The 22,110-nt window shown below is 54.8% G+C and carries 25 protein-coding genes and 1 riboswitch; of the genes, 3 read left to right on the forward strand and 22 right to left on the reverse strand.

What is annotated here, in order from left to right:
• The first annotated feature begins 164 nt into the window (after positions 1-164).
• Together LC084_RS09620 and LC084_RS09625 are read left to right on the forward strand one after the other, a co-directional pair.
• Positions 165-1,517: a formimidoylglutamate deiminase gene (locus LC084_RS09620; RefSeq protein ID WP_226570921.1), complete on the forward strand. Its 1,353-nt coding sequence runs from the start codon at positions 165-167 to the stop codon at positions 1,515-1,517.
• A complete protein-coding gene (locus LC084_RS09625) occupies positions 1,514-2,050 on the forward strand; it encodes a HutD/Ves family protein (RefSeq protein ID WP_226570922.1) in 537 nt (178 codons plus the stop codon). The genes LC084_RS09620 and LC084_RS09625 overlap by 4 nt, the downstream gene beginning before the upstream one ends.
• On the opposite strand, the gene hutC is transcribed toward LC084_RS09625, so the two are convergent.
• Entirely contained in the window at positions 2,047-2,802 is a 756-nt protein-coding gene (gene hutC, locus LC084_RS09630) for a histidine utilization repressor (protein ID WP_226570923.1), read from the reverse strand. The two genes, LC084_RS09625 and hutC, sit on opposite strands and share 4 nt — an antisense overlap.
• 313 nt (positions 2,803-3,115) lie before the next feature.
• Between hutC and hutU the strand changes: the two genes are divergently transcribed.
• Positions 3,116-4,810 carry a urocanate hydratase gene (hutU, locus tag LC084_RS09635; RefSeq protein WP_226570924.1) on the forward strand — a complete coding sequence of 565 codons (1,695 nt, stop codon included), beginning with the start codon at positions 3,116-3,118 and terminating at the stop codon, positions 4,808-4,810.
• Positions 4,811-4,857: 47 nt separating this feature from the next.
• Here hutU and cobT read toward each other — a convergent pair whose 3' ends face one another.
• The 21 genes from cobT to LC084_RS09740 all read right to left on the reverse strand — a co-directional run bounded on the left by cobT (position 4,858) and on the right by LC084_RS09740 (position 22,006).
• A complete protein-coding gene (cobT, locus tag LC084_RS09640) occupies positions 4,858-5,916 on the reverse strand; it encodes a nicotinate-nucleotide--dimethylbenzimidazole phosphoribosyltransferase (RefSeq protein WP_226570925.1) in 1,059 nt (352 codons plus the stop codon).
• Positions 5,917-5,950: 34 nt separating this feature from the next.
• Positions 5,951-6,691, reverse strand: coding sequence for an adenosylcobinamide-GDP ribazoletransferase (cobS, locus tag LC084_RS09645; RefSeq protein WP_226570926.1), 741 nt, complete (start codon positions 6,689-6,691; stop codon positions 5,951-5,953).
• Complete coding sequence (cobU, locus tag LC084_RS09650) at positions 6,688-7,236, reverse strand: bifunctional adenosylcobinamide kinase/adenosylcobinamide-phosphate guanylyltransferase (protein ID WP_226571199.1); 549 nt, start codon at positions 7,234-7,236, stop codon at positions 6,688-6,690. Before cobU ends, cobS begins: the two co-directional genes overlap by 4 nt.
• Positions 7,230-8,756: a cobyric acid synthase gene (locus tag LC084_RS09655; RefSeq protein WP_226570927.1), complete on the reverse strand. Its 1,527-nt coding sequence runs from the start codon at positions 8,754-8,756 to the stop codon at positions 7,230-7,232. Before LC084_RS09655 ends, cobU begins: the two co-directional genes overlap by 7 nt.
• Positions 8,753-9,598: an ATP-binding cassette domain-containing protein gene (locus tag LC084_RS09660; RefSeq protein ID WP_226570928.1), complete on the reverse strand. Its 846-nt coding sequence runs from the start codon at positions 9,596-9,598 to the stop codon at positions 8,753-8,755. Before LC084_RS09660 ends, LC084_RS09655 begins: the two co-directional genes overlap by 4 nt.
• Before the next feature lie 8 nt (positions 9,599-9,606).
• Positions 9,607-10,284 carry an energy-coupling factor ABC transporter transmembrane protein gene (locus LC084_RS09665; RefSeq protein WP_226571200.1) on the reverse strand — a complete coding sequence of 226 codons (678 nt, stop codon included), beginning with the start codon at positions 10,282-10,284 and terminating at the stop codon, positions 9,607-9,609.
• The gene (locus LC084_RS09670; protein ID WP_226570929.1) at positions 10,271-10,552 is read right to left on the reverse strand and encodes an energy-coupling factor ABC transporter substrate-binding protein; all 282 of its coding nucleotides are present in this window, start codon (positions 10,550-10,552) and stop codon (positions 10,271-10,273) included. The genes LC084_RS09665 and LC084_RS09670 overlap by 14 nt, the downstream gene beginning before the upstream one ends.
• Positions 10,549-11,286 carry a cobalt ECF transporter S component CbiM gene (gene cbiM / locus LC084_RS09675; RefSeq protein ID WP_226570930.1) on the reverse strand — a complete coding sequence of 246 codons (738 nt, stop codon included), beginning with the start codon at positions 11,284-11,286 and terminating at the stop codon, positions 10,549-10,551. Before cbiM ends, LC084_RS09670 begins: the two co-directional genes overlap by 4 nt.
• Positions 11,271-12,002: a cobalt-factor II C(20)-methyltransferase gene (locus LC084_RS09680; RefSeq protein WP_226570931.1), complete on the reverse strand. Its 732-nt coding sequence runs from the start codon at positions 12,000-12,002 to the stop codon at positions 11,271-11,273. Before LC084_RS09680 ends, cbiM begins: the two co-directional genes overlap by 16 nt.
• Positions 11,999-12,796 (reverse strand): sirohydrochlorin cobaltochelatase, encoded by a 798-nt coding sequence (cbiK, locus tag LC084_RS09685; RefSeq protein ID WP_226570932.1) that lies wholly within the window; start codon positions 12,794-12,796, stop codon positions 11,999-12,001. The genes LC084_RS09680 and cbiK overlap by 4 nt, the downstream gene beginning before the upstream one ends.
• On the reverse strand, positions 12,793-13,614 hold the full coding sequence (locus LC084_RS09690) for a cobalt-precorrin-6A reductase (RefSeq protein ID WP_226570933.1): 822 nt from the start codon (positions 13,612-13,614) through the stop codon (positions 12,793-12,795). The genes cbiK and LC084_RS09690 overlap by 4 nt, the downstream gene beginning before the upstream one ends.
• Positions 13,611-14,336: a precorrin-3B C(17)-methyltransferase gene (locus LC084_RS09695; RefSeq protein ID WP_226570934.1), complete on the reverse strand. Its 726-nt coding sequence runs from the start codon at positions 14,334-14,336 to the stop codon at positions 13,611-13,613. The genes LC084_RS09690 and LC084_RS09695 overlap by 4 nt, the downstream gene beginning before the upstream one ends.
• Positions 14,336-15,391 carry a cobalt-precorrin 5A hydrolase gene (cbiG, locus tag LC084_RS09700; protein WP_226570935.1) on the reverse strand — a complete coding sequence of 352 codons (1,056 nt, stop codon included), beginning with the start codon at positions 15,389-15,391 and terminating at the stop codon, positions 14,336-14,338. Before cbiG ends, LC084_RS09695 begins: the two co-directional genes overlap by 1 nt.
• The gene (locus tag LC084_RS09705; RefSeq protein WP_226570936.1) at positions 15,372-16,139 is read right to left on the reverse strand and encodes a cobalt-precorrin-4 methyltransferase; all 768 of its coding nucleotides are present in this window, start codon (positions 16,137-16,139) and stop codon (positions 15,372-15,374) included. The genes cbiG and LC084_RS09705 overlap by 20 nt, the downstream gene beginning before the upstream one ends.
• A complete protein-coding gene (locus tag LC084_RS09710; RefSeq protein WP_226570937.1) occupies positions 16,132-16,701 on the reverse strand; it encodes a decarboxylating cobalt-precorrin-6B (C(15))-methyltransferase in 570 nt (189 codons plus the stop codon). Before LC084_RS09710 ends, LC084_RS09705 begins: the two co-directional genes overlap by 8 nt.
• A complete protein-coding gene (locus tag LC084_RS09715; protein WP_226570938.1) occupies positions 16,694-17,296 on the reverse strand; it encodes a cobalt-precorrin-7 (C(5))-methyltransferase in 603 nt (200 codons plus the stop codon). The genes LC084_RS09710 and LC084_RS09715 overlap by 8 nt, the downstream gene beginning before the upstream one ends.
• Positions 17,293-18,429: a cobalt-precorrin-5B (C(1))-methyltransferase CbiD gene (gene cbiD, locus LC084_RS09720; protein WP_226570939.1), complete on the reverse strand. Its 1,137-nt coding sequence runs from the start codon at positions 18,427-18,429 to the stop codon at positions 17,293-17,295. Before cbiD ends, LC084_RS09715 begins: the two co-directional genes overlap by 4 nt.
• A complete protein-coding gene (locus tag LC084_RS09725; protein WP_226570940.1) occupies positions 18,422-19,057 on the reverse strand; it encodes a cobalt-precorrin-8 methylmutase in 636 nt (211 codons plus the stop codon). Before LC084_RS09725 ends, cbiD begins: the two co-directional genes overlap by 8 nt.
• 31 nt (positions 19,058-19,088) lie before the next feature.
• Positions 19,089-20,060 (reverse strand): adenosylcobinamide-phosphate synthase CbiB, encoded by a 972-nt coding sequence (gene cbiB / locus LC084_RS09730; protein ID WP_226571201.1) that lies wholly within the window; start codon positions 20,058-20,060, stop codon positions 19,089-19,091.
• Positions 20,060-21,442 (reverse strand): cobyrinate a,c-diamide synthase, encoded by a 1,383-nt coding sequence (locus LC084_RS09735; protein ID WP_226570941.1) that lies wholly within the window; start codon positions 21,440-21,442, stop codon positions 20,060-20,062. The genes cbiB and LC084_RS09735 overlap by 1 nt, the downstream gene beginning before the upstream one ends.
• 92 nt (positions 21,443-21,534) lie before the next feature.
• A riboswitch (cobalamin riboswitch) is annotated at positions 21,535-21,706 on the reverse strand.
• 48 nt (positions 21,707-21,754) lie between these two features.
• Positions 21,755-22,006 (reverse strand): hypothetical protein, encoded by a 252-nt coding sequence (locus tag LC084_RS09740; RefSeq protein WP_226570942.1) that lies wholly within the window; start codon positions 22,004-22,006, stop codon positions 21,755-21,757.
• Between the last annotated feature and the right edge of the window lie 104 nt (positions 22,007-22,110).

Raw genomic sequence — 22,110 nt, forward strand, 5'->3', positions numbered from 1 at the left:
ATTAAGACAGCGGCCAGTTTGCCATAGAGCAATTTCCTTCTTCCCCCACCCCGCGACTGGCGATGCCCGCTCAAGCAACATACCTGCAATTGAACTATGAAGGGTATACAGCACAAATCAAAGTATGTATATGTATATACAACCACAGAGACAGGGGATCAAGCATGGCGAGTTTTTATGCTTCTCGGGCGTTATTGCCCGAAGGCTGGCGCACAGCAGTACGCATTGAGACAGAATCCGGGCGGATAACAGCCGTCACGCCGGGCAGCCACAGCGATGGCGCAACCGTGTTACAGGGGTTGGTGGTGCCGGGGATGGCCAACCTGCACTCTCATGCTTTTCAAGCTGCCATGGCCGGGCATGCCGAAGTAGCGGGCAACCCGCAAGACAGCTTCTGGACCTGGCGAGATGCAATGTATCACCTGGTTGGCCGCCTGACTCCGGAACTGATGGCTGATGTCGCCACCTGGTTGTATATCGACATGCTGAAAGGGGGTTATACCCAGGTTGGTGAATTTCACTACCTGCACCATCAGCCTGATGGCACCCCTTACCCGCAAGATGACATGTTGCGGGCATTAATTCAGGCGGCCACCACCGCGGGAATTGGGCAGACCATGCTGCCGGTGCTTTACCGGTATGCCGGTTTCGGCGCACAGCCCCCCGTTGAAGGGCAACGCCGTTTTATTCAGAGCACTGAAAACTGGCTGGAACAATACCAGCGCCTGTCATCCCTGACTGCTGGAAACCCCTTGATCAACCAGGGTGTGTGTTTCCATTCACTGCGAGCCGTGACACAACAAGATATGGCTCAGGTTTTGGCAAATACCCCCACCGATGCACCCGTGCATATTCATATTGCCGAGCAACAAAAAGAAGTGAATGACTGCCTGGCAAGCTATGGTGCGCGCCCGGTTGCCTGGTTACTGGAGAATATGCCGGTAGATAAACGCTGGTGTTTGGTCCATGCCACCCACCTGGATAACCAGGAAATTACCCAGCTTGCGGCAACCGGAGCCGTGGCCGGGTTATGCCCCACCACTGAAGCCAACCTGGGCGATGGTATTTTCCCGGCGACGGACTGGCTGGCAGAACAAGGCATGTGGGGAATTGGTTCCGACAGCCAGGTTTCGCGCAGCGTGCTGGAGGAATTACGCTTGCTGGAATACAGCCAGCGCCTGCGGGACCAGCACCGCAACCGGCTGGCGGAGCCTGGTGCACCCAGCGTGGGAGATGTACTGTATACCCAGGCCGCTATCGGTGGTGCACAGGCCTGTGGCGTTCAAATGGGCCAACTGGCACCGGGTATGCGTGCCGACTGGCTGTGCCTGAATGCCGACTACTGGCCGCAAAACCGCCCGGATGACCAACTGATAAACCGCTGGTTATTCGCCGGGCAACGTAGCGAGATTCGTGATGTCTGGGTAGCCGGGCAGGCCGTGATTCGTAACGGGCAACACCCACAGGAAGCTACTTATGCAGCAAGGTTCCGTAACGCACTGGAGGCACTACAATGATTCAAACGTGGTCAGTTGGCAGTTTGCCCGTAACGCGCTGGCGCAATGGTGGTGGGGAAACCCGCGAGATTATTGCCATTGCCGGGCCAGAAGGGAGCGACTTTTTGTGGCGGGCCAGTATTGCCACACTGGATAAAGACGGCCCATTTTCCCGCTTCAGTGGCATTGACCGGGTTATCACCCTGCTTGAAGGTGCGGGTGTGATACTGACTGTGGACGGTGAAAATATTCCCCTGGCGTTACATACCCCACTGGCTTTTTCCGGTGACAGCACCTGTGCTGCACGTATCACAGGCCAGAGCCAGGATTTTAATATTATGACCCTGCGGGGTGCCTGCAGCGCAAGCGTTGAGGTAGCGCAAAACGCACAATGCAGCCGTAATGGTGTTTGTCTGGTGCTCAGCGGTGAGTGGCAACTCAATGACAGCAAACTGGTTGCCGGAATGGGTGCATGGTGGCACAACGAACACAGCACTATCCGCCCGGTTTCTACAGGCGGAAAGTTACTGTTTTGCAGTATTGAGGAAGGTTAACCGTGGCCCTTAAAACGGCCTAACAGTTTGTAGCGTGTGCCCGGATACAACAACCGGGCATAGGTGACCACGCGGTTATCACTCCAGGTTTGGCGGCGAATCAGCAGGCAGGGCTCCGCCGCATTCATTTCCAGTAACTCACGCTGCGGAGTATCGGGCATTATCGCTTCAACAATATGCTCCCCCGCCGTTAAGGGTGCCACCTGCATCAGGTAGGTATAGGGCGTGAGTGTCATAAAATCTTGTGACAGGTAATCGGGTGCCACCAGCGGGTTGACCAGGCGGTCTTCCATTTGCACCGGAACATCGTTCTCGTAATGCACGATTACCGAATGGAAAATCGCCTGACCGGTCGACAGGCCAAGTACCGCCGCCTGAGCCGGGTCAGCCTGTATTTCGTTCATGGCAAGTACCCGGCAACTGTGGCGGTGCCCACGCTGTGTGATTTCTTCGGCAATGTTGTGCACTTCCAGCATGGCAGTGTAGCCTTTCATTTCGGCCACAAAAGTTCCCACTCCCTGCATGCGCACCAAATAGCCTTCACTGGTCAGTTCACGCAGCGCACGGTTGATGGTCATGCGGCTGACACCCAGCCGGGCGACCAGTTCACTTTCAGAAGGCACACGCTGACGCGGCTTCCACGCCCCTTCGTTAATCTGGCTGATAATCGCCTGCTTCACTCGCTGATAAATCGGCGCGGGTTGGTCACCCATGGCATTGACCAGTTGTGATACAGCGGTTTGCTCTGTCATAGCGGTTCCCTGCAATGTCCGGTTGATTAGAGTGTAATCCCCTTTATTAAAGATGTATATACATCCACATAATGTGGGCGCATAACACCCCTGCCCCTTAACTGTGCAACCACGCATCATTGTGGCGCAAAATTATTCACTACCAGGCAGGCGATAAAGCTGCGGCCCTTGTCACAAGCTGAACACAGAGAAATAAAAAAACTGGCGTGGCTTTTGCTAAATACTTTATCAAGATGTATATACAAGACTATACATGGCTAATACAGAATTTCATCCGCGGTTATTGCGCGATACAAAGACAGAGGAAATGATTATGAGCAAACCAACCAATCAGTCCGTTGCCCGCCCGGTTCACGCCCCACAAGGCACACAATTGAATTGCGCTAACTGGCTGATTGAAGCGCCATACCGCATGATTCAGAACAACCTCGACCCGGATGTTGCTGAGCGTCCGGATGACCTGGTAGTTTATGGCGGTATTGGTAAAGCAGCCCGTAACTGGGAATGCTTTGATGAAATTCTTGCCAGCCTGCGCCGCCTGAAAGAAGACGAAACGCTGCTGGTGCAGTCTGGCAAACCGGTAGGGATTTTCCGCACCCATGCCGATGCCCCCCGCGTGCTGATTGCCAACAGTAACCTGGTTCCCCACTGGGCAAATTGGGAACACTTCCAGGAGCTGGATAAAGCCGGGCTGATGATGTACGGCCAAATGACTGCAGGCTCCTGGATTTACATTGGTGCGCAAGGCATTGTTCAGGGCACCTATGAAACTTTTGCTGAAGCTGCCCGCCAGCACTATGACGGCAGCCTGCGCGGTAAATGGATCCTCACCGCGGGCCTTGGCGGTATGGGCGGTGCACAACCGCTGGCAGGCGTGATGGCCGGAGCCTGTGTACTGGCTATCGAGTGCCAGGAGTCACGTATTGATTTCCGCCTGCGCACCCGCTATGTCGACCACAAAGCCTACACCCTGGATGAAGCGCTGAAACTGATTGAAGATGCCACCGCTAAAGGGGATGCCATCTCTGTTGCTCTGCTGGGTAATGCGGCTGAAGTTGTACCGGAGTTGGTAAAGCGCGCCAAAGCTGGCGGCCCGAAACCGCACATTGTCACCGACCAGACTTCAGCACACGACCCGCTGAATGGTTATTTACCCATTGGCTGGTCAGTAGAAGAGTGGGAAGAATTACGCACAACTGACCCCAAAAAAGTCATGCAGGCCGCGCGTGCTTCCATGGCAGAGCATGTTAAAGCGATGCTCGATTTCTGGCATATGGGCGTTCCTACTGTGGATTACGGTAATAACATCCGCCAGGTTGCCAAAGATGAAGGGGTGGCAAACGCCTTTGATTTCCCGGGGTTTGTACCGGCATATATTCGCCCGCTGTTCTGCGAAGGCAAAGGCCCATTCCGCTGGGTGGCACTGTCTGGCGACCCGGAAGATATCTATAAAACCGATGCCAAACTGAAAGAACTGTTCCCGGACAACCACGCACTGCACAACTGGCTGGACATGGCGCGTGAACGTATTGCTTTCCAGGGGCTGCCATCACGTATTTGCTGGCTGGGCCTGGGTGAGCGCCATATTGCTGGCCTGGCGTTTAACGAGATGGTGCGTAATGGCGAACTGAAAGCGCCAATCGTGATTGGCCGTGACCATCTGGATTGCGGTTCTGTTGCTTCCCCTAACCGCGAAACAGAGTCAATGAAAGATGGTTCAGATGCGGTTTCCGACTGGCCGTTACTCAATGCATTGCTCAATACTGCCGGTGGCGCGACCTGGGTCAGCCTGCATCACGGTGGTGGTGTGGGCATGGGCTTCTCCCAGCATGCCGGGGTGGTGATTGTGTGTGATGGTAGCGAGGCCGCCGATGTGCGCCTGGGCCGTGTCTTGTGGAATGACCCGGCAACCGGCGTTATGCGCCATGCCGATGCAGGTTATGAAACAGCTATTGCCTGCGCACAAGAAAAAGGGCTGGACTTGCCGGGTATTCTGCCAAAAGGCTGAACCTGACCACTACTCTGCCCGCTATACGCGGGCAGTTTTCCCCACAGTTAATGGCTTTCCGGCAACACTATCTCGCTACCAGCCAGCGTGCCCATTTCGTTGTACATCGCACAGGCGGCATCCACTAATTGCATTGCCAATGCACCACCACTGCCTTCTCCCAGGCGCATATCCATGACCAGGTACGGGTCCAGCCCCAAGTGGCTTAAGGCAATACGCGCACCACGTTCAGCGGATAAATGCGACGGGATCAGGTACGGTTTCACTTCCGGCGCAATACGGCATGCCGCTAACGCGGATGCATAAGAGAGAAAACCATCCAGCACGACGGGCAACCCACAACTTGCCGCACCGAGCATTACCCCTGTCATGCCCAGCAAGTCGAACCCGCCCACTTTGGCAAGCACATCCAGGCCATCTGTCACATCGGGTTGGTTTACATAAACCGCTTTACGCACCACATCCACTTTATGTTGTAACTTCGCCAGCGGGTAGTTCGCCCCAACCCCCACCGTTTCCATTGGGTCTGCGCCTGTTAACACACTAACCACTGCAGCGGCAGGAGTGGTATTGGCAATCCCCAATTCACCTACGCCAAACAGCGTCACCCCTTCGGCTGCCAGGTTGCGGGTAAAGGCGATACTTTTTTCCAGCAAGGTTTGCGCCTGTTCACGGGTCATTGCCGGTTCTTTGGCAATGTTGCCACTCCCCCGCGCCACCCGCATATCTACCAGGCCAGGAATAGGATCGTAGTCGATACCGGTATCGACTACATGTACCTGAGCGCCAGCCTGACGTGCCAATACACAAACGCCAGTGCTGTTGCGAGTCATGTTAATAGCCTGAATCCAGGTCACTGCTTTGGGCGATACCGCAATACCTTCTTCATAGACACCATGGTCGGCACACATTACAACCATGGCTTTTTTACGGGTATTAAGCTCGCCTTTTAACCCCGGACACCCTGCCAACTGCACCGCCAGTGATTCCAAACGACCCAAGCTGCCAACCGGTTTTAGCAAGCCATCAATATAGGCCTGAGCTTCAAGTTGGCGTGCGGTATCCAGTGCCGGAATGGCCTGACGTATTTCAGTGAGTGTTTGCATATTCTTTTTCTCAATTTACTAAAAGGACGCTGACTTACAGCAACGCCAGCAGAAAAATCACTTCACCGGTTTCAATTGCCGCCCCCAGGGTATCGCCGGTTTGCCCGCCGAGGGTACGTTTTAGCGCCTGGCCCAGAACAAACACCACGGCAGCCGTGATGAGGTAGGCCACTAACCCGCGCCAGGAGAGCAGGACGGAGGCTAACAACAGACCCGCCCCTAATGTGACCAACGTCTGCAACCCATTAACCTTGCCAATAAACAAGTTCCCCAGGCCATTTTCCCGCGCATACTGCTGGCGGTACATCAGCAACACCGCCACACTGCGCCCGGCAAGACAGGCGCTGGCAAGCACTGGCAGTGCCTGTTGCCCACGCAGAGCCAGTTCGTTAATCACCAGCACTTTCGCCAGTAGAATAAATACCAGCCCCAACGCACCATGCGTGCCCAGGCGGCTGTCCTTCATGATTTCCAGCATACGCTCACGGCTGCGGGCAGAAAAAACGGCATCACAGGTATCTGCCAGGCCGTCGAGGTGAAAGCCCCCGGTGAGTACCGCCAGTGCCAGTACGGCAAAAAATGCCGCCAGCGGTGTACCACTGCCGGGCTGCAAGACCAAAAACACCACACCCGCCAATGAGCCCAACAACAGGCCCACTAATGGGAAAGTCACTATTCCATTAACATACTGTTTCACATCCAGCCGCTGATACCAGCGAGCGCGAACCGGCAGGCGGCTCATAAATGCGAGCATCGCCAAATACAACTGAATCATTTAATTTTGACTCCAATCCCTGACACAACCAGCCAGACGCCATCTGCCGCCTGGGCCAGCCGTTGATTTACCCTACCTGCAATATCCCGAAAATGCCGGGCCAGGCGGTTTTCCGGCACAATGCCCATACCCACTTCATTCGTCACCAGGAATATCGGGGCGGGGCAAGCTGCACAGGCTGCGATAAGCTGGTCGATTTGTTGATTTACCGCAGCTTCAATAGCGGCATAATTCCATGTTTGCGGATCCTGCTCTCCCCCTTCATCAAACATCAGATTGGTGACAAGCGTTGTCACGCACTCCAGCAATATGGCTTCATCTGGCGAGTTGTCTGGGGTAATAAAGCGCCCCATGTCACGCCAGGCTTCCACTGTGCGCCAGTGAGCCGGGCGGGATGCTTTGTGGTGCGCTACCCGCTGAGCCATCTCCCCATCAAAAATCTGCGAGGTGGCAATGTACAACACCTGTGAAGCGGCCTGGGCTGCCAGTTCTTCTGCCTGGCGGCTTTTGCCGCTACGGGCACCACCGGTTATCAGCATCATGATGCTGGCTCCTGGTGTTGGTTCATAATTTGGTAAATTTTTTCGATATCGATGTGTTGGCGCATGGCAGCAGCCAGTTGGTCGAACTGCACCTGCTTGTGGTGCGCATAATCAGGTGTTTCACCTGGTAAAGGTGCCAGGCCTTTACGCTGGCGCAGGTTATCCAACAGGCGGCGGGTGAAAGCGGCGTTATCAAACACACCGTGTAAGTAAGTCCCGGCCACTCGCCCACTGGGGCTGATAGCGCCATCAAGCGCCAGGTGGTTATTCTGCCCCATGCGGAAAATTGCCTGTGCCTGGCTACCGCGCTGGCTGGTACCCATATGGATTTCATACCCGCTCACTGGCAACTCACCACAACCAGCCAGAATACCCGGTAACGCCACCAGGCAATGGCCGCTTGCCTGCACGGTTACTTTGTCATGGGCAAACTGGGTGCCGATATCCAGCAACCCTAGCCCTGGCTGGCTCCCCAGCCCGGATTCCACTTCGTCGTCTATGGTGTTACCCAACATCTGGTAACCACCACAGACACCAATGATTGCGCCACCAGCCTGGTGCCAGGCAAGAATGCGTTTCGCCATGCCGCTTTTGTGCAGCCATGCCAAATCACCCAGGGTATTTTTGCTCCCAGGCAGAATAACTAAATCTGGCCCGCCCAGGTCTTCCGGGTCCCGCACGTAGCGCACTTGCACGTCTGGCTGGAATGCCAGCGGGTTAAAATCGGTAAAGTTAGAAATATGCGGCAGGTGCACCACAGCAATATCCAGCGCTTTATTCTGGTAACCCTGGTATTTACCGCGTTCCAGTACAACGCCATCTTCATCTTCCAGGTCAATATCCAGCCAGGGCATTACGCCAATTACCGGTACGCCGGTCAACGCTTCTATCTGCTCAAGACCTGGTTGCAATAGTGCAACATCGCCACGGAATTTATTAATGATGACGCCTTTTACCCGCGCACGCTCTTCCGGTTGCAGCAAGGCAAGGGTGCCATAGATTGCGGCAAAAACACCGCCACGATCGATATCCGCCACCAGCACCACCGGGCAGTGGGCGATTTCCGCCATCCCCATATTGACGATATCCCGGTCACGCAGGTTGATTTCTGCCGGGCTGCCAGCGCCTTCCAACACAATGGCATCGTATTCCGCAGACAGGCTGTTCCAGACATCGCTAATTTGCTGGCGCAGGCGTGGTTTATAATCGTGGTAACTCACGGCATCCATGTCTTGCGCCACCTTGCCCATCAGTACCACCTGCGCTTTTCGGTCACTGGTCGGTTTGAGCAATATAGGGTTCATGCGCACATCCGGCGTAATACCCGCGGCTTCTGCCTGAAAAATCTGGGCCCGCCCCATCTCTTTGCCGTCAGGCGTGACCCCGGAATTTAGCGCCATATTCTGTGATTTAAATGGCGCACATGCCAGACCATCCTGCACCAGGATGCGGCACAGGCCAGCAACCAACACACTTTTCCCAACATCGGAAGCTGTGCCCTGCAACATTATTGATTTGCTCATGCCACCCCCTTAACCGCCACAGTTTCAGGCCGGGCAAAAGCACTGCCCGCGCCCGGATGAGCGGCAAATAAATCGTCCTCGTTACGGTACAGCGGAAAACCCAGTTGTTGGTGCAATTTTACCAGCCAGGGCTGCGCCAGCCCGGCTTGCGCCAGTTTTTCGCCCTGGCAGAACACCACTTCAGGTGTGCCATTGGCAATGATTTCACCGGCGGCCATAACATAAATGCCATCACACATTTCATACACCAGGTCGATATCATGGCTGGAGATAACAACATGCTTTCCTTCAGCGGCAATACGCCGAATAATCGCTTTCATGTGCTCGCGCCCGGCAGGATCCAGCCCTGCTGTGGGTTCATCCAGCAACAGGTAATCTGCATTCATCACTAATGCACCCGCAATGGCGACACGTTTTTTCTGGCCGTGGCTCAGTGCCTGAATAGGTTGGTGGCGAAAGCCTTGCGCATCCACCCGGTCAAGGGCATCGTCTATCCGTGCACGAATCAGGGTTTCATCCATACCCAGGTTACGCAGGCTGAAAGCCAGATCACTGTCGATATCGGTATAAAAGATTTGCTGGTCTGGGTCCTGGAACACGGTTGCCACCTGCTGGCGCAACGCCATTAGCGCACGTTTGCTGTAACCCAGCGGCTCCCCTTGCCAGTAAACAGCCCCTTGTTGCGGGCGCAAGACACCACACAGGTTCATAAATAATGTGGATTTCCCGCTGCCATTAGCGCCCACCAGGCCCGAAACCGAAAAGCGGTCGGCATCAAAATTAATCCCCCGCAATACCGGTTCATCCTGGTAGCGAAAATGTAAGTTTTGGGTACACAGCATAGGGCCCCTTAGAGGTGAAAATCCCCTTGGTATAATTTCATATCCAGTGCGGTCGTCATCTGTTGGTAGCGCCACATTACTCTGCTGAATAACAACGAAATCAACATCGCTAAAGAGCGGTAGCCGCAAGGGACGTTACGATACCCAAACCGTAATGTCTGCGCACGGTAAATTGCCGCGGCTTCATCCAGCAGAATAAAAATAAAACGCCAGGTAAGCAGAACTTGCTCCGTTAACAATGCTGGCACCCGGCAACGCTTAAGCAACTGAATAAGCTGAGGGAAAGGCAGGTTCAGTACAAACCAAAATGTGGCTGCCAACGCCGCCAGGCTACGGCACCCACTATTCCAGGCAAGCACTAAACCTGGCTGGCTCACACCAAAAGTCACACCGCCCAAATGCATTCCCCACAGCACACCTGCTGGCTCACGGGTAACCGTTAATGCCAGTGCCAGTGAGGCCACCAATAAAAATGACAGTGGCAGGCTCATCCAGCACAACCAGCGCCAGAGTGAAACTTTTAACAACCAGCAGGTGAGTGACGCCAGTAAAGCCAGTTCGATTAACTGCCCCACAGGTGGCAACGCCATTGCCAGCACAATAAACACCAGCCAGCCCAGAAACTTGGCAACCGGGTCTTTATCGCGCCAGCGGCTCTGGTAACTTAACCGGTCAATCCCGCTCAGCACGGCTCGCCTTCCCTTTCCAGTAACCGAGAATGTAAAAAATCACCGCCGTTCCCAACGCCCCCTGCAAGGTAAATAACAGGCTTTCTATTTCACTGCTGGCGGGCTCATACAATGGCTGAAACCAGGGGTGATACGCGGGGTCTATTACTTTTATCTGGTTTTCCGCCTGGTTATCTGAACCGCCGTACTCCCCACCGTGGTTAATAAAAAACGGCATCACCATGAGTGCCACCACCAGCACAATCAATGTCACTGTTTTTTTCATTGCAGTGTCCCCTTCGCCGTTATGAGGTGGCGTTTGGTTAGCTGATCATAGATAAGCACCGTCAGGAACCCTTCGGCTATGGCAATCGGAATTTGAGTGAGGCAAAAAATTCCCATAAATTTCAGTGTGGAACCTGCCGCACCATTCACTGGGTCCGGGAAGGCCACGCCAAGTTGTACTGAGGTAACAAAATAGGTCACTAAGTCTGCCACTACGGCACACAGAAAAACCCCCACATCGTTACGCAGCCCGGTTTTACAGGCAAGCCGCCACACCAGCCAGCCTGCGAACGGCCCGACTACGGCCATGGAAATGCCGTTTGCCCCAAGCGTTGTCAGCCCGCCGTGAGCCAAAAGCAGCGCCTGAAAGAGCAGCACAATGGCCCCCAGCAAGGACACCACGCCCGGCCCAAACAGAATGACCGCCAGCCCAACACCGGTTGGGTGTGAACAACTGCCCGTTACTGAAGGGATTTTGAGTGCCGAAAGCACAAAAATAAACGCGCCGCACAGCGCCAGTAGCACTTTCTGGTGGCTGTCCTGGCTGACAATCTGGCGCAAGCGCACCAGCCCATACCACAGGCAAGGCAAAAACAGCACCCACCAGGCCAGCGCCCAAAAAGGCGGTAGAAAACCCTCCATGATGTGCATGGCAAAAGCCTGTTCTGGGGCAAGCAGCATCAGGATGCCCAACGCAAGGCCGCTCAAAGAGAGACGTTTTAACTGTTGTTCCATGATTCACTCCTGATATCCCATTGCTTATTGACCAGAATGGTCGAAAAGTAGGGAAGCGATTCATCGTCCGGCACGGCAGAAAGGTCGCGCCAACAACGTTCACCTGGCAGAGTGGCTTCGGCCATCATTACGGCGTGGTCAATAACCCCGCATTCCTGCAATAGTGCTTTAATTGCCGGGAAACGCCCGTAGACTTTCATCATCACTACGCAATCGTGGCGTTGCAGGGTGTCACGCAGGTGTTGTTCACTGGCGTTACAGGCAACAATCGCCAGGGATTGCTGGTCCATCGCCAGCGGCAACGCGGCAGCAGATGCAATAGCTAAAACAGAGGTAACACCTGGGACGATTTCCAGCCAGTCCGGGCGGCCAAGGCGTGCCAGTAACCACACCCAGGTACTGAACAGCATGGCATCGCCCAGAGTAATAAACCCAACTTGTTTGCCTGCCTGCGCTTCACGCGCCAGCGTTCCCGCCACTTCATCCCATACTGCGGCTTTGGCATCGTTATCTGCGCTCATGGGGAAATGGCAGGTGTGTATTTCGGTTTTTTCACTCAGCCAGGGGCGCACAATACTGAGCGCCAGGCTGTCGGCCCCTTTACGCCCGGCAGGGGCATACAGGCAATCCAGCTTGCCAAGAATGCGTGCTGCGCGCACGGTAATCAGGTCGCTGGCACCAGGACCGGTGCTGATAGCATATAACCGCCCGCTCATGCCGCTACCTCCTGTGTTCCAGCCGCCAGCGCCTGCTGCAAATGCGCCACAAACTGGCTACGAATAGCCGGGTTCTCCCCCAGCCCTTGTAAGCACACTTGCGCCGGAATACCCGCGGCGGCAAAACAACTTTTCCATGAATCTGGTGCATCGGAGGCCATATCGTTAATGGCGTGGTCGCCCGCCACCAGCATAAGTGGCATGAGAACCACCCGGCGCACCCCTTGCTGCTGCATGCTGTGAACCAGTTGCCCCACTTCGGGGTAACTTTCTACTGCGCCAACCCGAGCCGGAAAGTGGCTGGCCTGCATCATATGATCAAGGCAGGCATAGGCCGCAAAAGCGTGGTGGCTGGCACCATGCCCCATAAATACCACCTGTTCGTCGTCAGCTAATGGCGGCATCTGGCTGCGCAATGACAGCATCAGTTGCTGGTAATCACTAAAGGTACTGAGCAGTGGCGTACCAAGCGCCAAACGTGCGAAATGCCCCTGCCACGGTGCAGCATCCCGCACCACTTTTTCATATTCATCGCCATTAATAATGTGGAGTGACTGAATGGCAACATCCTGGTAGCCTTGCTCCGCCAGTTGCTGCAAGGCCTGGCCGGGTGACGGTATCACCAGCCCATCACGCCGGGCCAGTTTGCGGATAATCATGCCGGAGGTAAATGCGCGCATTAGCGTGCGGTCCGGGCAACTGGCCGCCAGCGCCTGTTCACAGGCAACAATATTTTTCTCCAGCGTATCGTGGTAGCTGGTGCCAAAACTCACCACCAGTAATGCTTTTTTCATACTGTTCTCCTGCTGATTAGCGCACTGTATTGCGGGTTAACCGGTAATGACAGCCAGGCCTGTAACTTGCGGGTAAAGGCTTCCGGCCCGTCCAGTACCAGGGCTTCCGGCACGTTTTCCCGGGGGCGGGTAACCACAATGCAAGGTATGGAGGCCTGAAGGGCCGGAACAATTTTGTCGAGGTAACCGCCCTGAATGCCGGACTCTTTAGTAATCACCACATCCGGGGAGCAAAACTGGTAAAACGCCTGGTTAAACGCCGCATCAAACGGCCCTTTCAGGGCAAAAATATTTCCCGGGCCAAGGCCCAGTTGCTCACACTGGGCAATAACAGAGGCCACCGGTAGCACACGCACCAGCCAGGTTTTGCCCGGTAGCCCTGCCTGCCAGCGGGCCAGGTCTTTACTGCCTGTGGTTAACAAAACTCGCGGGCCAAGTTCACGTGCTACAGCACAAGCGTCTTCAATACTCTCCACCTTGTGCAATAACGGGTGGGTAACACAATCTAACTGGCTGGGGCGGCGATAACGGCTGTACGCCACACCGGTTTGCTGGCAGGCCTGCCAGGCATTACGGCTGACTTCCTGAGCATAAGGATGCGTGGCATCGACCAACCAGTTAACCTGGCGGCTTGCCAGCAATTCAGCCAGTTGCCCGGCATCCAGCCGCCCACAGGCCACCTTACCGTTTCGTACCTGAGCAAGCCGGGCCCCTGCCTCTGTGGCAACAGACAAGGTATATGGCACTGCCGCCATTTCCAGTTGGTCACAAATTGGGGTGGCATCGCTTGTACCGCCCAGTACCAGGACATGGTTCATAGCCGGTAACCACGTGGTGTTATCATCAGCCCGTCTTTCACATAGGTAGTGGCATTTCCCACCACCACCAGGCTTGTCATATCAACGGGCGTGTAATCCATCTCCTCAAGCGTTGTCAGCCATTTTTCTTCTTTCTTGCGGCCAGCCGCTTTCACCATCCCCACCGGAGTGGAAGGTTTTTTGACCGTCATCAGCAAGTCAAAGGCACGCGCCAGATGGCCTTCACGCCCGCGGCTGCGCGGGTTATAAAAACAAATCACAAAATCAGCCTGCCCGGCGGCAATAATCCGTTTTTCAATCACAGGCCAGGGGGTGAGCAAATCGCTCAGGCTGATATGGCAAAAGTCGTGCATCAGGGGGGCACCGAGTAAGGCGGCTGCGGCAATGCTGGCAGTCATCCCCGGCACCACCCGCACTTCAATACCCGCCTGTTGCTGGCTAACCAGCTCCAGAATCAGGCCCGCCATCCCATAAATACCGGCGTCGCCGCTACTGACCAGAGCCACATTTTTGCCTTCTTTGGCAAGGTCAATTGCGGCCTGGCAGCGCTCAATCTCTTTGCACATACCCGTTTTGATGACCTGTTTATCGCCAGTAAACGCTTTCACCAGGTGAGTGTAGGTTTTGTAGCCAACAATAATATCTGCCGCCGCCAGCGCTTCAGTGGCTTCGACGGTCATCATGGCCTGGGAGCCCGGCCCTATTCCGATTACGGTTAACATCAGTGCACTACTCCTAAAGTCAGGGTAACACCTTGTTCACGCAAGGTTTCCCCCAGTAAATGACCACCGCTCATCAGCCAGGCTACCGGGCCAGATACACTGCCGACCCCGGCAACCTCGCGCACAAACGCAGAGACAGGGAAATGCGTTGCACTGGGTTGCAGTTCATTAGCGGTAAAAATTTCAAACGGAACCTGGTAACATTGCGCAAGTGCCTGCAGGCCAGGTTCGTCCTGCTTCAAATCGATACTGCCAATGGCGCGTAATGCACGCGAATCAAGGCGGCGGGCCTGCAACTGTCCAGCCACCAGTTTGTGCAACACTGTGAAAGGCGTATTTCGGCGGCAACCGATACCGGCGACAATGCGGCGGGGAACCAGTTTAAAGACCGGGCAGTTAAGCTCTGGCAGCGTATCGCGCAGCGTGACACACACCAGTGCATCAAGCTGGGGCAATTCAGCGAGTCTGGAAACAGGGATAAAGCCTTCTGTTACCACTTGAGATTGGTGATGGGCAAAATCGTCATCCCACCAGATACCCACTGACTTCCCGCTTACCAGCATTTGGTTGATGGTTTTTACCCCTTCGCGCAGGTTTTCCATGCCGGCATCCAACTGGCTTGCCAGTGTGTCCAGTGCTGCCAGGCCATTGACGTCTGTTGCGGTGGTAATCACCGGGTCGGCCCCTAATACGCCAGCAAGGTAGCAGGCCAGTGCATTCGCCCCACCCATATGCCCAGAAACCAGGCTAATCACATGCTGGCCACGTTCATCAATGACCACGACCGCCGGGTCAGACATTTTGTCTTGCAGAAGTGGCGCTATCATGCGCACTGCAATGCCCGTCGCACCGATAAAAATCAATGCGGAATGCACATAAAAGGCATCTTTTACGGTTTGAGCAAAACTGGTTACAAACGGGCGAAATCCTTTTCTCAGTAACCGTTCACTGGTAAAGCAGGTTACTGGTAATGCAACCCGCAGGCGTTCTGCCAGTGCAACGCCACCTGGCGTAAGGCAGAATAGCGCCAGCGATTCAGGCTTGACGGTATTCATGGCTAAACCCGGCATCATAAAGTTTGGAGTAGTGGTATTCCTCGCCCAGAAACGCACCCACCAGAATCAGTGCGGTTTTGCGTATTCCGGCGGCCCGGACTTTCTCGCTAATATCTGCCAGCGTCCCCCGCACCACCTTGCGTTCTGGCCAGGTGGCCTTATACACCACAGCAACTGGTGTTTCTGGTGGGTATCCGCCCTCCGTAAGGCGCTCAGCCACCCGGTTAATTCGCTGCACGGACAAGAAAATCGCCATGGATGTTTGGTGGGCGGCAAAGCTCTCCAGTTGCTCTTTTTCCGGCACCGGTGTTCGCCCTTCCAGGCGAGTGATTATCAGGCTCTGGGAGACTTCCGGTACGGTGTATTCCACACCAAGGTCGGCGGCGGCACCCAAAAAGGCACTGACGCCCGGAACTACCTGCCAGGTGATTCCCCGCGCTGTGAGCATTTCACCCTGCTCACGTACAGAGCCATAGAGTGATAAATCCCCTGTTTGCAGGCGCACCACACACTTACCGTTGCGCACGCCGTCTTCCATCAGACCAATAATGGCTTCCAGCGCCAGGCTCGCGCTGTCGTGGCATTGTGCCTGTGGGCACCACTCAAGTAGCTCAGTATTAATTAATGACCCGGCATAAATGACAATATCGGCCTGCTGTAACAGCCGGTAGCCTTTCAGCGTAATCAGTTCTTTGTCACCAGGACCTGCGCCAACAAACCAGACGCCCGGAGATACCAGTTCAGTCATGGTTGCCCTCCTTCAGGCAGGAAATCACAAAAGTTGGATTGTTCGGTTTGAAATAGTGCCCGTCACCCAGAGCAACCATGGATGAAGCCTGGAGCTGAACACACTCCAGCGCACTGACAGGCAGACCGCCCAGTGCTGTGAGCGCCTGCATCAAGTTTTCATGCAGAATAAAAGTCATCACCAGGCGGCCACCGGGCAGTAAATGTTCCAGTGCCCAGCGCAGTAATGGCGTCAACTGCCCACCACTGCCGCCAATAAAAATGGCATCGACCTGTAAATCGCAACTCACTGGGGCTTGTGCCGCAATCACCTGAACATTTTCACAGGCGAAATGGCTGCGGTTGGTGTGTAACAGCGCCAGTGCCGCTGCATCCCGCTCAATGGCAATAACCTGTAACTCAGGCCAGGTCATCGCGGCTTCCAGTGACACGCTGCCGGTTCCCGCCCCCACATCAATAAATGTTTCGGCGCTGTGTAATTGCAGGCGGGAGAGAACCAAAGCCCGAACAGGCTCTTTGGTCATGGGGACACGTTCGCCGCGCAGAAAATGGGCATCATTCATTGAGGATCACCACTACATTCATATCAAAGTCACCGGTCACCACGGATGCGGGCAACCGCCGGATACGCTCATTCTCCAGCGAGAGGTTCTCACCAATAATCATGATGCGGTGGCCTGCACCCCAGGCCACCAGGTGCCGGGCAATTTGCTCTGGCCCGTTGTTGCGGTCTGTCACCATGGCCACTTTGTTGTGGCGTAATAGGCTTTCGTAATCCACTTCCCGGCCGTGACTGCTGGTTAGCCAGATGTCATTCATGTCCACCCCCGCTTTGGCACACAGGTATTGCATGGCGCTAATACCGGGGATCACATCTATATTTTCCCGCCCAAAGTGAGAACACAGGCGCTTACCAATGCCAAATAACATCGGGTCGCCAGACGCCAGTAGCACAATATCTTTATGCTGCACGCCTTCCAGCCACTTCACTAAAGCGGCAATATCTGCCGTCAACAGATGCGTTTCGCCTTCAAATGCTTCAAACAATTCGAGATGCCGTTTACCACCGACCAGCGTATCGGCACAGGCAATTGCCTGGCGTGCCTGCTGTGTCAGCAACGCAAGGTTACCCGGCCCAATGCCCACGACCGTAATCATTGGAATGCCTCCTGAATCACTGCCAATGGGCGGCTGCTGCCTAGCAGTTGTTGTTCAAATGAGAAAAGAATGGCGTCGCACTGCGGTGGGGATTGTGTGAAACGCAACATCTCCTGGACCCGTGCACAGATGCGCTGTGCCAGTTCAGGGTAAATCCGCGCATAACCCGCGCTGTCAATCAAGGGAAGCGCGGCTTCTGTGGTGTCGCACTCACTCACTGCGCGCAACAATGCTAAAGGCGCGCCCATCAGCGCCAGGTGGGCGACCAGTACCTCCATCCGGGCATCAGCGATATGGCTGTGGGTATGAAAAATCCCGGCCGCGACTTTTATCAGCTTGCCTGGGTGCCCAACCAATAAAATGTGTTTGAACCCCAGCCTCACGGTTTCCTGCACCATGTAGCCAACAAAATTGCTCATGGTAACCACCATGCCGGGGTCCAGATGCAGGCTGTCACGTACAAAACGTTCACCATGGTTACCGGGCACCAAAATGACATTCTCCCGGCCTTCCGCACGTTTCTGCTCCAGTTCAATTACCAGCGCCCGTTTCCAGCTCTCTTCAGACATCGGCGTTACTATGCCCGTAGTGCCAATAATGGAAATACCGCCCTGAATACCAAGCCGTGCATTCATGGTTTTCTTTGCACGGGCTTCCCCTTCCGGGGCAAAAATTTCCACATAGGCCCCACGTTGCGGCCCAATCACTTCACGCACAGCGGCTTCTATGGTTTGGCGTGGCGTTCGGTTAATGGCGGGCTCACCCGGTGCCAGGCCAATTCCTGGTCGGGTGACTACGCCAATGCCTTCACCACCTTTCAGCGTGATAGCTCCCGAGTTATTCAGGCGAACCCTGGCAAAAATCAGCATGCCGTGGGTGGCATCAACATCATCGCCACCGTCTTTGCGAATGGCGGCTGTTGCCTGCTGGCCTTCAATAACTGGTAACTCCACATTCAAATGCAGGGTGATACCGGACGGCGTGGTAATAGAAACCTGGTGAATAACCTGCTGGCGCAGCACCATTAATGCAGCAACCCGTGCGGCGGCGGTCGCACAGGAGCCAGTGGTATAGCCTTTACGCAAGGCTTTCCCGTTGTGCCAGACGGTATCGGCCAGGCTGAAGTCAGTCATCTCTGGCCTCCATGGTGTACAGCACAGCATTGATGATGGCCGCTGCTACATTGCTCCCGCCTTTACGCCCACGGGCGGCAATGCCGGGCAAGCCGCTGTCTATCAAAGCCTGTTTGGATTCAGCCGCACCGACAAACCCCACCGGTACACCAATGACGGCGGCAGGTTGTTCACCACTTTCCAGCAGGCGAAATAGCGCAGTAGGCGCATTGCCAAAAACAAAGATTTTCTCGCCCGGCATGGCCAGAGCCACATCAACTGCCGCCATTGAACGGGTAATACCTTTTTCTTTCGCCACTGCCGCCACTTGCGGGTTGCTGATAAAACAGTGGCTGGCAACATGGTGGTGAGCAAGGCGGGTTTTGTTGATACCAGAGAGCGCCATCGTGGTGTCGGTAAACAGCGTACAACCACGGCGTAGCGCGGCATCCAGTACGGTAATGATGTGGGGAGAAAACCATAAGGTTTCCAGCCAGTCGAAATCTGCCGTGGTATGAATAACCCGCTTGATAACGGCTTCCTGACGTGGGTCACTGCACTGCCAGCCGGGGTGTTCAGCGGCAATTATTTCGCTGATTATCTCGAAGCTGCGGCTTTCAATGAGCAAAGGTTGTTGAAGGTAATCCATCAGTTTCTCCTGCCATCACACTCTGCTGCCATCACACCATGAGCGTGAAAGCGATACGGATAAAGGCAAACAGCACCAGTGCCAGCCCAGAAGCCAGCATCAGTATGCGTACGGACGCCGGGATGTCATCCGGGGTGATATCGCGCAGGTTTTCACCAATCCAGGGTTTTTCTACCCGTTCGCCAAAATAGTTATTTGGCCCGCCAAGACGCACGCCCAGGGCCCCGGCCACAGCCCCTTCGGACCATGCGCAATTCGGGCTGCTGTGCTGTTTTCTGTCGCGCCAACCAATAGACAGCGCTTTCCCGCCATCAAAACGGCTTAACCAGGCCGCAGCACTCAGCAGTAACCAGCCAATGCGGGCGGGCAGATAGTTCGCCAAATCATCCATACGCGCAGAGACCAGGCCGATATCCTTGTAGCGCGCATTTTTGTAACCCACCATCGAATCCAGGGTATTAATGGCCTTGTACGCCATCGCCAATGGCGCGCCGCCCAGCATCAGGAAAAATAAGGGGGCAATAACGCCATCGACACTGTTTTCTGCCACTGTTTCGACCACTGCACGGGTAATTTGTGGTGGCTGAAGTTGCGAGGTATCTCGCCCAACAATCCAGCTGAGTTTTTCCCGGCTTAGGGGCAAATCCCCTTTACGCAATGCCTGTTCAACTTCCCCGGCACTTTGAGCAAGGCATCGCCCGGCAAGCAAGGTGAAAATCATCCAGGTATTAACCAACCAACCCAGCAGTGGGTGAATGTGTTCTGCCAGTGCCAAAACGGCCCAACTCACACCGCCTGTAACAACCACTACCACCAACCACATCACCCCGCCGCCAAAACGTAATGACTTTGGCGAATGGCAGACACGGCGAACACCACGTTGCAGCACGTTTATCAGGTTGCCCATCCAGCGCACCGGGTGAGGCCAGTGGTGAGGGTCACCCAGCCAGTAATCCAGTAATGCAGCAACACACCAGGCAGAGATCCACGAGATCAAGGGCATCATTGCAGGCTCCTTGCGGTTCTGAACCAGCGGTTAAGCATGGCCGGGCGCTGGGCAAAATGGAGGTGAAGATAACTGGCAAAGGTATTGCCTTGCTGCCAACCACCTTGCCACTGGCGCACAAGCTGGCCATCGCGCACTTTACGGCACTGTTGCCGGGCTGGCAGCGAGGTAGTGAACTCTGAATAGTGGAATTCGTGGCCACGAAGTGTTTCGCCCGCGGCGGCAAGCAGGGTGTCGTGGTTCGCCGTTGCTTCACAATACCCAAACCTTTTCAGCCGGTTACCCATTGTGCTGTGCCCTGCCAGCACGCCGCACATTGTGTGCGTTTGCCCGCTGGCATCCGCCAATGAGCCGCCAAGGTACATTAACCCGCCACACTCGGCGTACACAGGCACACCCCGGCCTGCCAGTTGCTTAACGGCGGAGCGCATAGCGTGATTCGCCGCCAACTGGCTGGCAAACATTTCCGGGTAGCCGCCCCCCAGCCAAAGCATGTCGCAGGCTGGCACCTGTGAATCTTCCAACGGGCTAAATGGCACAAGCCGCACACCAGACTGTTCGATAATGTCCAGGTTATCCTGGTAGTAAAAGTGAAAGGCATCATCCTGCGCCACGGCCATGGTCAGCCCATCAGCCAGTGCCGGATCAGGGAGTAACAAAGGGGGCACAGGAAGGGATGGCAACGCCTGACAACGACTAAGCAATAGGGGAAGGTTAATTGTCTGTTCCAGCACGGCGGCCAGTTTCTGCCAGGGTTCCAGGTTAACGCTTTTGCCAGTGGCCCCCACTAACCCGAGATGGCGGGATGGCAGGTGGAGTTCGGGTTGCTCAGGGACATAGCCCAGCACCGGAACCCGGCAGTAACGGCCAAGAGCTGCAGAGAGTTGCTGGAAATGGTTGGGGGTATTCACCCGGTTGATGATGACCCCGGCAATATTCACTCCCGGAGCAAAATCGCAAAAACCGTTGAGCGTTGCCGCCAGAGAAGTGGAGACACCTTTGCCATCCATCAGGAGGATAACCGGAAGGTTCAGTAAACGCGCAATACCTGCAGTAGAGGCACAAAAAGGGTCAATCCCCAGGCCGTCAAACAGGCCCATCACGCCTTCAACAACCCCCAGAGCACTGGTTTCCATGGCCCGGCTGAATAGTGCCCGAACAGTATCATCCTGCAGCATCCAGTTATCCAGATTACGGGATTTACGGCCTGAAATGGCCGTATGCCAGGTGGTATCAAGATAATCAGGGCCAACTTTGAACGGCTGGGGAGCAAGGCCTTTTTGCCGCAAAAGGGCGAGTAAACCAAGCGTTATTGTGGTTTTACCACAACCGCTAGCGGTGCCTGCCAGAATAAATGCCTGTTTTGCGCCTGTCGCCATTTTCACTTCCTTTTAGCGGAAAATGGGCGCAACAAGCCAGGCGTATTGCCCATGAGGCAATACGGGGCTGAAGACGCCCTTCCCTCCGAAGGTGTCATTTGCATCATCAGGCCGGTCTTCTGGCTTAGCGTCTTTCTTACCCGCCCTTCCCGATCGCTTGATCAGTGGTATTGCGGGGTCGTCAGCATCACAGCAGCGGGGGCTGCGAGGGATTTACACCCTCTTCCCTACCTGTCAGGTAAAACCTGATGATGTCGGTTAAACTTTTTCGTGCTGCACTACTTTTACGTACTGCGTTTTACGTACTGCGTTTTAGGTACTGCGCTTCTTTCGTTTACGCACTGCACTAGTTTTATGTACGCCGTTATGGCTTTTATGTACTTCGTTATGGCGCACAAACTCAGAGCCATAACGCAATAACACTTCATTCAGGTAAATATCTGCCGGAAAAAGTGCTTTTTTACTGTCACTGACTATACGCCACTGAAAAAATAAAAACTGGTGCAGTTTACGGCCGTAATAACAAACAATTGTTGAGCTATAACAAATTATTGTCAGTTCCATCAGACATATCTTAACTACAATAAGCACTTAACCAGAAAAGCTCGCCCATGCAGACAACAAATTATTGCAACCGTTAAACGTTGTTGGCTCACAGAATTTATACC

Source organism: Mangrovibacter yixingensis, assembly GCF_020523985.1.
Lineage (GTDB): Bacteria > Pseudomonadota > Gammaproteobacteria > Enterobacterales > Enterobacteriaceae > Mangrovibacter > Mangrovibacter yixingensis.

Bases quoted from the DNA above. Each gene is read 5' to 3' on its own strand.
- LC084_RS09620 (WP_226570921.1), top strand. From the start codon at position 165: ATGGCGAGTTTTTATGCTTCTCGGGCGTTATTGCCCGAAGGCTGGCGC.
- LC084_RS09625 (WP_226570922.1), top strand. From the start codon at position 1,514: ATGATTCAAACGTGGTCAGTTGGCAGTTTGCCCGTAACGCGCTGGCGC.
- hutC (WP_226570923.1), bottom strand. From the start codon at position 2,802: ATGACAGAGCAAACCGCTGTATCACAACTGGTCAATGCCATGGGTGAC.
- hutU (WP_226570924.1), top strand. From the start codon at position 3,116: ATGAGCAAACCAACCAATCAGTCCGTTGCCCGCCCGGTTCACGCCCCA.
- cobT (WP_226570925.1), bottom strand. From the start codon at position 5,916: ATGCAAACACTCACTGAAATACGTCAGGCCATTCCGGCACTGGATACC.
- cobS (WP_226570926.1), bottom strand. From the start codon at position 6,691: ATGATTCAGTTGTATTTGGCGATGCTCGCATTTATGAGCCGCCTGCCG.
- LC084_RS09655 (WP_226570927.1), bottom strand. From the start codon at position 8,756: ATGAGCAAATCAATAATGTTGCAGGGCACAGCTTCCGATGTTGGGAAA.
- LC084_RS09660 (WP_226570928.1), bottom strand. From the start codon at position 9,598: ATGCTGTGTACCCAAAACTTACATTTTCGCTACCAGGATGAACCGGTA.
- LC084_RS09670 (WP_226570929.1), bottom strand. From the start codon at position 10,552: ATGAAAAAAACAGTGACATTGATTGTGCTGGTGGTGGCACTCATGGTG.
- cbiM (WP_226570930.1), bottom strand. From the start codon at position 11,286: ATGGAACAACAGTTAAAACGTCTCTCTTTGAGCGGCCTTGCGTTGGGC.
- LC084_RS09680 (WP_226570931.1), bottom strand. From the start codon at position 12,002: ATGAGCGGGCGGTTATATGCTATCAGCACCGGTCCTGGTGCCAGCGAC.
- cbiK (WP_226570932.1), bottom strand. From the start codon at position 12,796: ATGAAAAAAGCATTACTGGTGGTGAGTTTTGGCACCAGCTACCACGAT.
- LC084_RS09690 (WP_226570933.1), bottom strand. From the start codon at position 13,614: ATGAACCATGTCCTGGTACTGGGCGGTACAAGCGATGCCACCCCAATT.
- LC084_RS09695 (WP_226570934.1), bottom strand. From the start codon at position 14,336: ATGTTAACCGTAATCGGAATAGGGCCGGGCTCCCAGGCCATGATGACC.
- cbiG (WP_226570935.1), bottom strand. From the start codon at position 15,391: ATGAATACCGTCAAGCCTGAATCGCTGGCGCTATTCTGCCTTACGCCA.
- LC084_RS09705 (WP_226570936.1), bottom strand. From the start codon at position 16,139: ATGACTGAACTGGTATCTCCGGGCGTCTGGTTTGTTGGCGCAGGTCCT.
- LC084_RS09710 (WP_226570937.1), bottom strand. From the start codon at position 16,701: ATGAATGATGCCCATTTTCTGCGCGGCGAACGTGTCCCCATGACCAAA.
- LC084_RS09715 (WP_226570938.1), bottom strand. From the start codon at position 17,296: ATGATTACGGTCGTGGGCATTGGGCCGGGTAACCTTGCGTTGCTGACA.
- cbiD (WP_226570939.1), bottom strand. From the start codon at position 18,429: ATGACTGACTTCAGCCTGGCCGATACCGTCTGGCACAACGGGAAAGCC.
- LC084_RS09725 (WP_226570940.1), bottom strand. From the start codon at position 19,057: ATGGATTACCTTCAACAACCTTTGCTCATTGAAAGCCGCAGCTTCGAG.
- cbiB (WP_226571201.1), bottom strand. From the start codon at position 20,060: ATGCCCTTGATCTCGTGGATCTCTGCCTGGTGTGTTGCTGCATTACTG.
- LC084_RS09735 (WP_226570941.1), bottom strand. From the start codon at position 21,442: ATGGCGACAGGCGCAAAACAGGCATTTATTCTGGCAGGCACCGCTAGC.
- LC084_RS09740 (WP_226570942.1), bottom strand. From the start codon at position 22,006: ATGGAACTGACAATAATTTGTTATAGCTCAACAATTGTTTGTTATTAC.